Origin of the sequence: Meridianimaribacter sp. CL38 (assembly GCF_004328055.1) — a bacterium.
GTDB classification, from domain to species: domain Bacteria; phylum Bacteroidota; class Bacteroidia; order Flavobacteriales; family Flavobacteriaceae; genus Gaetbulibacter_B; species Gaetbulibacter_B jejuensis.
In genome coordinates this window covers 568207-581578 of record NZ_QKWS01000001.1, presented here as the reverse complement: position 1 = coordinate 581578, position 13372 = coordinate 568207, and the positions used below count along the sequence as shown (strand labels likewise).

Genomic DNA, 13372 nt, shown 5'->3' with positions numbered 1-13372 from the left:
TGATGCGAATTTAAAAATTATTTCTTTAAAACCCTACCAGTACCTACCAGTTTTTATATCTTTGTCACATGAGTATTATTTCAGTTTCAGAACAAATTGGAGCGCCAAAGTATAAGCAAATTATAACTTCAATTGAAGATGGTTTAACTAGTGGGTTGCTCAAAAAAGGAGATAAGCTGCCTTCTATTAATAGCATTAGAAATAAGTTTTCATTGTCTAGAGATACTGTTTTAATGGCTTTTAATGAATTGAAAATGCGAGGAATTGTTGAGTCAGTTTCAGGTAAAGGTTATTACATAAAAAGTGAAAATATAGATGTGAAACGAAAAGTATTTCTGCTTTTTGATGAACTTAATGCGTTTAAGGAAGATTTATATAATGCTTTTTTAGAGGAATTAAATGATAACATTCAAGTAGATATTTTTTTTCATCATTTTAGTTTTGATGTTTTCCAAAAGCATATTTATGATAGTATAGGAAATTATAATTACTATGTAATTATGCCTGCAAATATGGGTCAAACCCAAATGGTAATTGACAAACTTCCAGAAGATAAAGTTTATATTCTGGACCAAATGCCAGAAGAATTACAACACTATCCATCTATTCACCAAAATTTTGAAAATGACATTTTTAAGAGTCTAAATGACGCATTTCATTTAATTAAAAAGTATGAAAAAGTGGTGTTGTTATTTCCAAATTTAAAACAGCCTAAAGGCATGTTAAACGGTTTTCAAAAATTTAGAAAGTCTATTGATTTTCCGTGTGAAGTTATTGATTCGTTAGACAATAGAATACCTAAAAAAGGAGAAGTGTATCTAGTTTTAGACGATTATGATTTAATACTTCTGATAAAAAAAATAAAAGAGCAACAATTAAAAACAGGAAATGATATAGGCATTATTTCATATAATGATACGCTTTTAAAAGAAGTGGTAGATGGAGGAATAACAACTATTTCAACTGATTTTAAAGCCATGGGAAAGCGATTAGCTCAAATGTTGATGAAAGAAGAAAAGCAAAATATTGAAAACCCAAATACACTTATTATAAGACATTCATTGTAATATTTTAAACGCTAATGAATCCAAAGTTAACAGCAGAAATCGTAAAAAGATTTCAAGATAAATTTAAAACTCAACCTTTAGTGTTGCATTCTCCAGGACGCATAAATTTAATTGGTGAACATACCGATTATAACGAAGGATTTGTGTTTCCTGCCGCAATAAACAAAGGTATTGTTGGAGCAATACAAAAAGCTGAAAAACCATATTGCACTGTAATAGCTAATGATTTAGACGAGGAGTACGAATTTTCATTAAACACAATCAAGCCAATTGCTAATGGTCAATGGCGAAATTTTGTTGTAGGTGTTGTAGGCGAATTACAAAAGAGAGGTGTAGAACTAGAAACTTTCAATTTTGTGTTTGGTGGTGATATCCCAAAAGGAGCTGGTTTGTCATCTTCAGCAGCTTTAGAAAACAGTGTGGTTTTTGGGTTGAATGAATTGTTTAGTCTTGGGTTGTCTAAAAAAGAAATGATTGAAATTTCCCAAAAAGCTGAGCATAATTATGTTGGTGTACGATGTGGTATTATGGACCAATATGCGAGCATGTTTGGTGAAAAGGATAGAGCATTATTGCTTGACTGTAGAACACTAAAAGCAAAAACATATCCATTAGAATTTAAGGATTATCAGGTTATGCTTATCAATACCAATGTTAGTCATAATTTAGTAGATGCCGAATACAATGATCGAAGAGACGTATGCGAAAAAGTAGCAAAATTGCTAAGTGTAAATTTTTTAAGAGATGCTACTGAAGCCATGCTTAACAGCATTAAGTATCAACTTTCTGAAGATGAATATCAAAAAGCTTTATACATCATTCAAGAAAATGAACGCGTTTTGAAAGCAGGAAAAATGCTTGAAGAAAAAAATGTTTTGGGTTTTGGAAAACTGCTTTTTGAGGCGCACTATGGTGCACAACATCAATTTAAGATTAGTTGTAGAGAATTAGATTTTTTAGTTGATGAAGCTCGAAATAATCCTCATGTAATTGGAGCAAGAATGATGGGTGGAGGCTTTGGTGGTTGTACTATCAATTTTGTTAAAACTGAAGCTGTAAAGTCGTTTTCAGATGATATTTCTAAAAAATATAGAAAAACTTTTAAGAAAGAATGCTCCATCTATTTTGTCAAACTATCTCAAGGCACACATTTTACTAATAATTAATAGCTATGGAAAATACACAAGAATATTCACACAAACGCTTTAATCCATTAACAGGTGAATGGGTTTTGGTGTCTCCACATCGAGCAAAACGGCCTTGGCAAGGACAGGAGGAGGATGCAAATCAAGAGACAAGACCAACACATGATCCTGATTGTTATTTGTGTTCTGGAAATACAAGAGCTAATGGAGAAAAAAATCCAGACTATGAGGATGTGTTTGTGTTTGTCAATGATTTTTCGGCACTTCAAAAAGATTCTAAACAATTCTCACACAACGACGGATTGATAAAAGCTGAAGCAGAACAAGGTATATGTAAAGTAATTTGTTTTAGCCCTGACCATTCCAAGTCCTTAGCAGATATGAATGTAAAGGATATTCAAAAAGTAATTCATACTTGGCAAAGTGAGTTTACGTCTTTAGGGAAGCAATCTAATATTAATTATGTGCAAATTTTTGAAAATAAAGGTGCGGTAATGGGCTGTAGCAATCCGCATCCGCATGGTCAAATTTGGAGTCAATCTACTTTGCCAAATGAGGTTTCAAAAAAAGATATTCATCAAAAAACTTACTATAAACAAAACAATAATACTTTACTACAGGATTATTTAAAACAAGAATTAAAACTTAAAGAGCGAATAGTTTTTGAAAATAGAGCCTTTGTGGTTTTGGTGCCTTTTTGGGCTATTTGGCCTTATGAAGCAATGATAGTGCCTAAGCAACCTCAAAAAGATATTATTGAGTTACCTAGAGAAGAAACTATTTTGTTTGCTGAAGCTATTTCGGTATTGACCAAAATTTATGATAAACTGTTTAATACCTCGTTTCCATATTCAAGCGGAATACACCAAGCACCAACTAACAATGAAAATAATGAGCATTGGCATTGGCACATGAGTTTTTATCCACCTTTATTACGAAGCGCAACCGTAAAAAAGTTTATGGTAGGTTATGAAATGTTTGGTATGGCACAACGCGACATTACACCAGAAACCGCTGCTCAAACACTTAAACATTTGGCAGATAATTTATATACTGCAAAACATTTTTAGCATAAAAATAAAAAGCTTTCCAAGTTTAATGGAAAGCTTTTAAGGCTAATTCAAATTACTATTATATCAATTAAAGTTTTACAAGTTTTGATGTAATGGACTCACTGTTTTCGTTTTCTATTTTTACTAAATACATACCTTGAGTTAAACTCGAAATATCATAGCTGTCATTTTTAGTAAACTCACCAGTAAATGATTTTACTAGTTTTCCAGTAATATCATAGATATGAAGTCCATTTAATGATTTATTAGTTTTGAAAGAATCATTAACTGGGTTTGGGTGTAATTTAATAGGAAAAACATTTACATCATTTATACTTAAGGTTGAAGCATAAGTGTACTCAGTAACAGGTTTCCAGTAAATATTGGCATTTGCGGCTCCATTCCAGTCATCAGCAAAATAAACAGAATAACCAGTAATATCAGTATTATTTAATGTGATATTAAAAACTTCAGCACCATCGTTTATTGATACTGTCATAGTATTGACAGAATTTAAAGTAAACTGAAATTTAAAATCAGCATAATTTGTAGAACCTCCAATTGAAGAAGCGTTTATTGTACCGCCATTTGAAACAACTTCCCATGGATCATTTGCTCCACTGTTTCCATTTAAGTTTACCTGAACAGCATAGTTACTCACTCTATCGTCCCAAGATGATGTTGAAGGATTCGATAGTAGAGCAACTCCAATTTGTCCATAAGACGCTTGGGTAGCAGAAACAGTAATTGTAAAGCTATCACCAACAGCCATTGTAGAAGGTGTTCCTCCAGGTAGACCAGTTTCAGTAAATGATCTCCAAGCTACTGATTGTTTTGCTCCGCCACCATTAGCCCACATACCAAACTCATCAGAGTTTTGGTTAAAATGTCCGCCACTATCAGAAAAAAACGCGTTATAGTTTTCTGCCTGTTGAGGATACTGAACTGTAGTTTGAGCAAACAAACCAAATGATAAAAAGCTTAAAGCTAAAGTATAAAGTTTCTTCATGAGTTATAGATGTTAGTTAATAATTAGTTTTCTAGTTGTAGTGTTAGAATTACTTTCTAATTTAACCATATACAATCCTTGAGACAGATTAGAAACATTAAACTCGTGATTTTTTTCGAATCCTCCATCAAAAGTGTAGATCAGTTTACCAGTGGTGTTGTAAATCAAAACTTTATCAAGTGTTTTATTAGTTTTGAAAGAGTTTGAAGTAGGATTTGGGAACATTTTAAGAGTTGATAGTGATGAGAAATCTTCAACGCTTAAAGTTGAAGCTTGGTTTCCATAAATTCTAAATTCTCCAGCAGGAATGTTGATAGTAGCAGTAGTACTTGAAACAGTAATTGTTGTGCTGCCTGAATCATCCATTAAATCATACCAAGTCCCAGTGTAAGGAAAATCAGGAACAATGTTTTGAGCAGTTACATCAAAATTTGCTAATATAACTACGTTTTTCAAACTAGTTGATGGAAGCGCATCATCCCAAATATAGATTCGAGGTGTCGTATCTCCAGAATCTATTGAATAATTGCCTTCAAATACATCTTCGTTGATTTTTAATTCATTTAACCTAGCCCAATCGTTATAAATTTGACTTCTGTTAGTGTCACCAATCCAGTTATTAACCCATTGAGGTTGTGGTTTGGTATCTAGTTTGCAATCACCATCAGTACCTCCTGGTTCGTTAACTGTGCCATTGTTGCAGGTGAAAATTGAGTTTTCCATGCCTAATTCACCAAAATGCCAAATCATTTTTGGACCAGGAATAGTAAGTGTAACAGCTCCAAGAGCAGACATTCTTTCAAGTGCAGTGTTAAGATTTGTAATATCATATCCTCCACTACTATTACCAAATTGAAGGTTTTTATACATTAAGCGTTCTTCATCATGACTTTCAGCATAACCAACTACTCTAGGAGCATTAAAACCTCTTGCAACGTGACCCATTCTGTTAATATCTGCAGGATAGCCCATTGTAAGTTCGTTGTAATCATGGTTCATAATTCCCCACATCATAATACCTTTATCTTCATTCAATCTGTAATTAGCCCATTCTTGTTCTTCGTTATCTTGACCTAAGTGTTCAAAAATTACATAATGAGTATCATCTAAACTCCAAGAATAATCAGCATATTGCTTTAAAATATCTACACGATCTTGTTGGTAAGTGTTTGTACAACCTTCGTTATTTTCACAGTTTTGTGTAAATCCTTTTGTTAAATCCCAGCGAAAACCATCAATGTTAAATTCTTCTATCCAATGTTTTACAACCCTTTCAACATAATATTGAGTTCTTGTTTGCTGATGATTAAAATCAGAACCTACGCTGTAACTATGTTTTGCAACTTGATTAAAATATGGGTTTTCGCTACTTGGTTCTCCCCAACCATCACCATCAGGATCGTCCATCCACATACGTACCATTGGGTTTCTTCCAAATGCATGGTTTAAAGCAATATCAAGAATTACTGCAATTCCGTTTTGATGGAAAACATCTACTAATTCCTTGAACTTTTCTTCAGTGCCATAAAATTTATCTAAAGCCATGTGGAATGAAGTATTGTATCCCCAACTTTCATTACCTTCAAATTCCATTACAGGCATTAATTGAATTGCGTTAACGTTAAGGTCTTTAAAATAATCGACCTTGTCAATTAAGTCTTGAAAATTTCTGTCTTGGTCAAAATCGCGTACTAATACCTCATAGATGATTAAATCTTCTTTTTTAGGTTTTTGAAAGTTAGTTACTTGCCACGCATAAGGTGTTTGACCAGTTTCTAAAACAGTTACTTCGCGCTCTTGACCTTCAGGGTAGGCAGGCAAGTTAGGGTATGTAGTAGCAGAAATCCATGGATCATCAAAAGGAGACAGTACTAGTGTTGAATAAGGGTCTGCTGTTTTAACTAATTTAGGTGAACCAGCAATAGGGTTTAAGCTACCAACCCAGTATTGATAAGTTTCTATTTGGCCAGAAGTTAAACCAGTTAATTCTACCCAAAATTTACTAGAGCTTGGGTCTTTTTTCATTGCATGAGCAGAGGTTGGCTCCCAATTATTAAAACTTCCTGCGACATACACAAAATCTTTATTAGGTGCATCGATAACTAATGTAGCTGTTGTAGGGTCACTATCATTATAATTTATTCCGTCTTCAAGGTTTGAAGGTATACTTTCTTCGATAGTGCTATTTACTAGAATTAAAAAAGAACGAGAAGTAGTTGCAGCACCTTGAGTAACTACCAATTCACAATATTGATTTTCGGTTAATCCAGAAAAAAAATAACCGTTGTAAAATGTTGTATTGTTTTGAGTATGTATGCTAACACCATTAGCAAATAATTCGTAGTTAGCAGGACCATTACTGTTTTGAGCTAAAATTTGTGTGCCGCCACCATTGTCAACTATAACAACACCGTTAGCACTAGGCGCAGGATTAATCATGGTTACTTGAAAAGCACCTACATTAATTTCAAGATCAACGGTTTGTTGAGATCCGTCGTCGCTTCTAAAAACAACATTAATTGAGGTGATAGAACCTGTAGGGTTATTGTAAAAATCTCTTATTGTTGGTGTTAGGTCTAGTTCGTAGATATTTCCTGAAACAAGAGTTAAAGCTGGTTGTGTACTGTTGCTTCCCCAAGTACCAATAACATTCTGCCATTGATCAGTATCATCTAAAGTTACACCAGTATGAGCATAAATAGTTCCAGAATAAGACTCTAATCCTGTTCCTGTTTTATCAAACAAAAGTGTTGCAGAGTCATTTTCTTCTGGGTTAGTTCCTCCTTGCCATGAAAGTTGCGCATGTAAACTTGTAAAAGCAAGTAAGAAAAGGAAAAGTAAAGTTTTTTTCATGGTTTATTAATTTTAAGAAATAAAAGGTCATGGTAAATGCCACAACCTTTTATCTAAATCTTTAATTAATTTGGTATGACTTTTATTCTAAAGTAATGGTCATATTGTTATCATCGATGGTTAAGGTGTAAGTTCCAGATGTACCAACAAAAGCAAAGTTATTGTCACCATCCATTGCATCTACTAAATTAGCATCGATAGTGTAACCAGCATCTACATACCAAGGATAGTTTCTGCCTGAAGCCCAATCGCCATCAACAGTAAAAAATCTAAAGTTGTTGTTTGGTTCAGCACCACCAAGGTTTTGCAATTCTACAGAAACCGAATATACACCATCTCCTGAGCAAAGTACATTAACAGGAGTTGCCCATCCCCAACCTGCAGTTGGTAATCCTGCTCCAACACCATAAAGTCTTTCAAATTCACATACACCTAATGGTTGTGGATCGTCTAATGTTATAGTTTTGTTAGCTGAATCAATTTCTAAATAGTAAGTGCCAGTTGTACCAACAAAAGCAAAGTTGTTATCACCATCCATTGCATCTTCAAAGTTAGCATCTATGGTATAGCCTTCATCAATAAACCAAGGATAGTTTCTACCAGAAGCCCAATCTCCTTCTACAGTAAAGAATCTAAAGTTGTTATTTGGTTCAGCACCACCAAGGTTTTGAAGGTTTACATTTGCACCATAAACACCATCTCCAATACAGTTAAAGCTTTCAGGAGTTGTCCATCCCCAACCAGCGCTTGGTAGTCCAGCTCCAACACCCCAAAGTTGGTCGAATTCGCAAACAGGTTCTCCACTGGCTGCTTCAGGTAAAACAAGTGTTAATGCTTGAGAAGGTGTAAGTAATTCTTCAGAAGAGTCAGCTCCTATAAAAGCACGAACTCTAAAAGAAACTGTTCCTGTGTCAGGGTTCTCAGTGCTTGGGTCATTATCTAAACCTGCTTCACTTGCAAAACCTAATAAGTCACCAATAGTTAACGTGTATTCATTTGCACTGGTAGAACCTAATACTTCCATATCAGTAAAATCTCCAGTGATTGATTTTTGCATTTCGTAAGTAACATTAGTTGGAATGTCAAAATTTGCATCATCCCAAGTAAATCTTTCACCTAGATTACTAGATGTAGCTGTTGTTAATGTGTATTCAGACAAGAATGAGTTAGAAAATGTAAACTCTCCTGTTGGTTGTGCAATATAAGTAAGGCTATCATCGCTTTCACAAGCATTAAAGCCAATTATACTTATAATCAATAATGCTAAAATTTTTATATTTTTCATTGTTTAGATTTTTTAATTAGTAACCTTCGTTTTGCTGTAAGTTAGGGTTTGTTAATATGGTATTACTTGGGATTGGGAATACATTTCTAAATGAACTTGTAGAAACTCCGTTTGGTTGATTCCCTTTCCAAGGCCATAAATAGTCAGATGTTGTAAAATAGTCGTATCTAATCAAGTCTGTACGTCTTTGACCTTCCCAGTATAATTCTCTTGAGCGCTCATCAAGGATGAAATCTTCATCTAAATCACCAATGGAAATATTTCCAGATGAGTTACCATAAGCACGTTCTCTTAATTCATTTATTAAATTAACTGATTGCTGATCTGCTGCTCCATCTCTTCGTATTACTGCTTCAGCATAATTTAAGTAGATTTCTGCCAGACGTATTACAGGTATATCTGTATCAACAAATTCACCACTACTATCATTTCCTTGGCTTCCACTTGAGTCAATGTTTTTAAACTTAGTAGTTGCGTAACCATTGCTAAAAGGAGGGATGCTCTCAATTTCGAGCTCTTGTCCATCAGTATAGAACATTCCTCTCATGTCTCCAGAAGGAACTATTTCGGTAATAGAATAAGTTAAACCATCTAAATCCATTGTTATAAGATAAGTTCCATCAGCAGCTATAGGTATGTTTGCTCCACCTGGCTCTAAAGTGCCATCAGTATCAGTGTCTCCATAGTTATTACCCCAATCTTCATTAAATCTGAATTTTAATTCACCTGAAGTTAAGTTAGCATAAAGGGCATATTGATTAGTTGCAGTTTCAAACATTTCCATGTCTGGACCATCCCAACTATTTTCAGTTGCATCACCTACAAGTCCCCAATCAGATAATGTTCCTCCTAAAGAGCCGTTTAAGTTGTCGATATCAATCTCTCCAGTCTCAAATTTATTAACTAAGTTTTTAGTAACTCGAAGGCCTCCCCAACCACCATTAACACCGTAAGCTGTAGGATCCATTGAACCACCAATTGCTGCATGAACTAAGAAAGTAGTTCCTCCGTAGGTTTGCGATTGTAGACCGTCAAAGTTAAGTGTGAAAATGAATTCGTTTTGAGCTCCATTAGTATCATTGTCAGCTAAGAATAATTCGTCATAAGCTGTTCCGTTACCATTGGCATCATTCATGTTAATTGTGTAACTAGAGTTTATAACGTTGTTTGAAAATGTAACACAGTCATTATAACGAGGAACTCCTGTCCAAACTTCAGCATTTAAGTATAGCTTAGATAGTAATGCCCAAGCAGCTACTTTATCCACTCTTCCATATTCGTTAGATTCTGGTAAAAGATCTTGTATTGCAAGAAGTTCTTCTTCAATAAAGTTGAATACTTCTTCTCTTGTATTTTGAGTAGGAAGTGTTGTAGAAATTTCGGTTAAAACAGGTACATTACCATAAAAATCGGCTAGGTTATAATAAGCAAAAGCTCGTAGAAATCTAGCTTCAGCAATATAGGTTTGCACTACGTCATCACTTAAGTTACTTGCGTTTTGAATAAATGAGTTACAAAACGACACTTCTTGTGCTAAACGTAAATACATAGCACCTGTGAAATCGTTACTTGCAGACCAGTATTGTCCATGTAAATCAGGTAAACCTGGATCTCCCCAACCTACAACAGCATGATCGGTAGTTAATTCATTTAGGTTAAATAACATTCTAGAATATTGAGAGAAACCTTCATCAATTTCAGAGATATCAGGGTTTCCAGCAGGACCATCTTGTCCAGTAAGTGCTAAACTTGCATAAAGTTTTGCTAGAGCACTTTGAGCTTCAGTAGCATTTGCGAATACATCTAATTCAGAAAAGATATCTGGATCAGTAGGTAATTGGTCTAAATCATCATGGCATGATACCATGGCAGATGATATAGCTACTATACAAATTAGTTGTTTAATTATATTTTTCATAAGTCAATTTTTTTAAAAATCTATATTAACTCCAAATGTAAATGATTGAGGTCTAGGGTAAAATCCGTTATCTATACCGCCATTTATTTCTGGATCTATACCGTCATAATCTGTTATGGTTGCAACATTTTGCATAGAGCCATAAAGTCTTATGTTAGCATCTTTAATAGCATTGTTTATGGTATATCCTAAAGTAATATTATCTATTTTAAAGAATGATGCTTCTTGTATCCAGTGGCTACTTAAAAAGTTTTTTTCATCTGATTGATTCTCAAAACCAGTACTTAAATAATCTGAGTGGATATTCCATAAGAAGTTATTAGTTGTTGGGATAACACCATTAAGGTATGAGTTACCAGAAGCTACATTGTTATAAGCATAGTTACCTATATTAGCTCTTGTTACTACAGCTAAATCCCAATTTTTATAGCTTATGTTAGTGTTAAGACCCATAATGATATCTGCATAAGGATCTTTGTATAAATACTTATCAGCATCATTAATAACATTATCACCATTTCTATCTACAAAAGCGCCTTCTATAGGGTTTCCATCAGTGTCATATACTTGTTGGAATACGTAAAAACTATAAGGAGATTCACCTTCTCTGTGAAGTTGTACGTTATTACCAACACCACCACTAATTCCACCAGTTTCAATATCTGAAGGTAAGCTAATAATCTCGTTATCATTAAAGGCAACATTGTAGTTAATGTTCCATTCAAAATCGTCAGTTTTAATAGGTGTAAGGTTTAAAGCGAATTCAATACCTTTATTTTCCATATCACCTATATTCTTGTTAATGCTGCTTCCAAAGTTTGTAAATGGATCAATAGAAACAAATGCAATTAAATCTTTAGTCTTTTTAAGATATGCATTAACAGAACCTGAAATTCTATTGTCTAATAACGCATAGTCTAAACCAATATTTAAAGTATTACCAATTTCCCATCTAAGGTCTTCATTGATTGGGTCAGGTCTGTAAGTTTGGTAAAATGAGTTTCCAAATTGATAGTTTGCAGATGATTGACTTACAGTATATCTAGTTAAAAAGCCATAGTCACCTAAACCGTTTACGTTTCCAACTTCACCATAACCTGCTCTAAGTTTAAGTTCATTTAAAAAACCATTAGAGTTTATGAAATCCTCTTTATGAATATTCCAAGCTAATGCTACAGAAGGGAAATATCCCCAACGATCATCAGGATTTAATTTAGAAGAAGCATCAGCTCTTAAGGTTGCAGTTACAAGGTACTTACCATCAAAATCATAGTTTAAACGCCCAAAATAAGAAAGTAATACATTTTTAGAACTGTCGTAGAATTCAAAATCGTTACCATCTTCTTCGTCTTCACTATTATAGCTGTAATTATCATATTCAAACGATTGATAAGAGTAACCTGCTACAGCATTTAAGTTGTGAACGTCATTTAAAGTTTTATTATACGTTAAATAAGCATCAAATAACTTATTAGTTGATTCATTATTATATGTGCTTCTTGAACCGTTCCATGTTTGATCAGCGGTAGGGATAAGCTCAGAAGTTATGATACGACCATGACTATTAGATTTGTCGATACCAACGTTTACAGTAGCAGTAAGGTCTGGTAAAAAATGTAATTTGTAATCAACTTTAGCATTTCCTACAAATCGTCTTACTTCAGCTTCGTCATCAACTAAATTTAAAAGAGCAACTGGGTTTGTTCCTGCTAAACTTGGTTGAAACCCTGTAGCAGAATCAATCCAAGAAAAGTAACCTCCAAATTGAGAGTTAGGGTCGTAAACAGGTTGAGTTGGCGCATAAGTACTAGCTGAACCTATTGCTCCTCTGTTACCAAATAAGTTTTCGGTATAATTACCTCTTGCATTTAATTCTAATTTTATATGATCTTCTAAAAAAGTTGGAGTTAAATTTAACGAGGCAGTTGTTCTTTTAAAATTATCACGTTTAAGAATTCCATCATGATCAGAATATCCTAACGAAGCTCTCATAGGAACACCAAAAGCGCTACCCAAAGCACTAAAAGTATGGTCTTGACCAAAACCAGTAGCATAAATTTCTTCTTGCCAATCTGTGTTAGCATTGCCTAATAAAGCCAACGTGTTTGCATTAGCATTAGGATGAGTTGTTACAACTTCTCTAAATTGGTCAGCCGATAAGACATCAACTCTATCAACAGATGTGTGTACTGTTGTAGATGAAGTAACATTAAATTTAAATTCGTTGTTCTTTCCTTTTTTAGTTGTTATCATAATAATACCATTAGCAGCTCTTGAACCGTAAATTGCGGTTGCCGAAGCATCTTTAAGTACTACCATGCTTTCAATATCATTAGGGTTTACTAGGTTAAGAGGGTTTCTTGAACCGCCTACACCACCACTGTCTAGAGGAATTCCATCTAATACAATTAAAGGGTTGTTATTTAATGATAAAGAACCATTACCTCTAATTCTAATTTCTTGACCATCACCAGGTGCTCCACTACCAGAAGTAACTGATACACCAGCAACTTTACCTGAAATTAATTGTTGAGCTGAAACAATAGGCCCTTGGTTAAAGTCTTCAGAAGTCACTAAATCAGCAGCACCTGTAAGATCTTCTTTCTTTACACTTCCATAACCAATTACTACTACTTCGTCTAATTGAGAAGCATCTTCAACTAGGCTTACATCAATTGTTGATTGTCCTGTATAAGTGATTTCTTGGGTAATGTAACCAAGATAAGAAAACACTAAGATGTCACCATTATTAATGTTAATTTGGTATTTCCCATCAAAATCTGTTGCTGTACCTTGAGTTGTACCTTTTACTAGTACATTTACTCCTGGTAAAGGTAATGATGAGGATTGTTCTGTTACTGTACCCGAAACTCTATTTTGAGCCATCAAAAATGATGGTATAATAAAGAACAAAAACAGTAAGCAATTTAACGTTGTTTTCATACAATACTTTTAATGTTAGTTTGTTAATTTTCTATGTATATTTTCACTTCTCGATGTTAAATCTATGTAAATTTTGTGTATCTTCTTGGAGTTGTACTTT

General features: G+C 33.9%; 8 protein-coding genes. 3 read left to right on the top strand and 5 right to left on the bottom strand.

Translation table 11 applies throughout. The features are described from left to right. The first annotated feature begins 68 nt into the window (after window positions 1-68). The 3 genes from DMZ43_RS02645 to DMZ43_RS02635 are packed head-to-tail and all read left to right on the top strand — an operon-like array spanning window position 69 to window position 3282. Window positions 69-1067 (top strand): winged helix-turn-helix domain-containing protein, encoded by a 999-nt coding sequence (locus DMZ43_RS02645; protein ID WP_131506098.1) that lies wholly within the window; start codon window positions 69-71, stop codon window positions 1065-1067. Window positions 1068-1081: 14 nt separating this feature from the next. Then, on the top strand, window positions 1082-2233 hold the full coding sequence (gene galK / locus DMZ43_RS02640; RefSeq protein ID WP_131506097.1) for a galactokinase: 1152 nt from the start codon (window positions 1082-1084) through the stop codon (window positions 2231-2233). Window positions 2234-2238: 5 nt separating this feature from the next. Then, on the top strand, window positions 2239-3282 hold the full coding sequence (locus tag DMZ43_RS02635; RefSeq protein WP_131506096.1) for a UDP-glucose--hexose-1-phosphate uridylyltransferase: 1044 nt from the start codon (window positions 2239-2241) through the stop codon (window positions 3280-3282). Between the two features lie 70 nt (window positions 3283-3352). Here the strand turns inward: DMZ43_RS02635 and DMZ43_RS02630 are convergent, their stop codons facing one another. From DMZ43_RS02630 to DMZ43_RS02610, 5 genes are all read right to left on the bottom strand, one after another. After that, window positions 3353-4273 carry a T9SS type A sorting domain-containing protein gene (locus DMZ43_RS02630; protein ID WP_131506095.1) on the bottom strand — a complete coding sequence of 307 codons (921 nt, stop codon included), beginning with the start codon at window positions 4271-4273 and terminating at the stop codon, window positions 3353-3355. A 12-nt stretch (window positions 4274-4285) separates the two neighbouring features. Continuing rightward, complete coding sequence (locus tag DMZ43_RS02625; RefSeq protein WP_131506094.1) at window positions 4286-7126, bottom strand: alpha-amylase family glycosyl hydrolase; 2841 nt, start codon at window positions 7124-7126, stop codon at window positions 4286-4288. A gap of 82 nt (window positions 7127-7208) precedes the next feature. Then, window positions 7209-8411 (bottom strand): SusE domain-containing protein, encoded by a 1203-nt coding sequence (locus tag DMZ43_RS02620; protein ID WP_131506093.1) that lies wholly within the window; start codon window positions 8409-8411, stop codon window positions 7209-7211. Window positions 8412-8427: 16 nt separating this feature from the next. Then, on the bottom strand, window positions 8428-10329 hold the full coding sequence (locus DMZ43_RS02615; protein ID WP_131506092.1) for a RagB/SusD family nutrient uptake outer membrane protein: 1902 nt from the start codon (window positions 10327-10329) through the stop codon (window positions 8428-8430). Window positions 10330-10341: 12 nt separating this feature from the next. Next, window positions 10342-13272, bottom strand: coding sequence for a TonB-dependent receptor (locus DMZ43_RS02610; RefSeq protein WP_131506091.1), 2931 nt, complete (start codon window positions 13270-13272; stop codon window positions 10342-10344). Window positions 13273-13372: the final 100 nt, after the last annotated feature.

What these genes read in the sequence shown, in the direction of transcription:
- DMZ43_RS02625 (WP_131506094.1), bottom strand. Translation starts at nt 7,126, where the DNA reads ATGAAAAAAACTTTACTTTTCCTTTTCTTACTTGCTTTTACAAGTTTA.
- galK (WP_131506097.1), top strand. Translation starts at nt 1,082, where the DNA reads ATGAATCCAAAGTTAACAGCAGAAATCGTAAAAAGATTTCAAGATAAA.
- DMZ43_RS02645 (WP_131506098.1), top strand. Translation starts at nt 69, where the DNA reads ATGAGTATTATTTCAGTTTCAGAACAAATTGGAGCGCCAAAGTATAAG.
- DMZ43_RS02615 (WP_131506092.1), bottom strand. Translation starts at nt 10,329, where the DNA reads ATGAAAAATATAATTAAACAACTAATTTGTATAGTAGCTATATCATCT.
- DMZ43_RS02620 (WP_131506093.1), bottom strand. Translation starts at nt 8,411, where the DNA reads ATGAAAAATATAAAAATTTTAGCATTATTGATTATAAGTATAATTGGC.
- DMZ43_RS02630 (WP_131506095.1), bottom strand. Translation starts at nt 4,273, where the DNA reads ATGAAGAAACTTTATACTTTAGCTTTAAGCTTTTTATCATTTGGTTTG.
- DMZ43_RS02610 (WP_131506091.1), bottom strand. Translation starts at nt 13,272, where the DNA reads ATGAAAACAACGTTAAATTGCTTACTGTTTTTGTTCTTTATTATACCA.
- DMZ43_RS02635 (WP_131506096.1), top strand. Translation starts at nt 2,239, where the DNA reads ATGGAAAATACACAAGAATATTCACACAAACGCTTTAATCCATTAACA.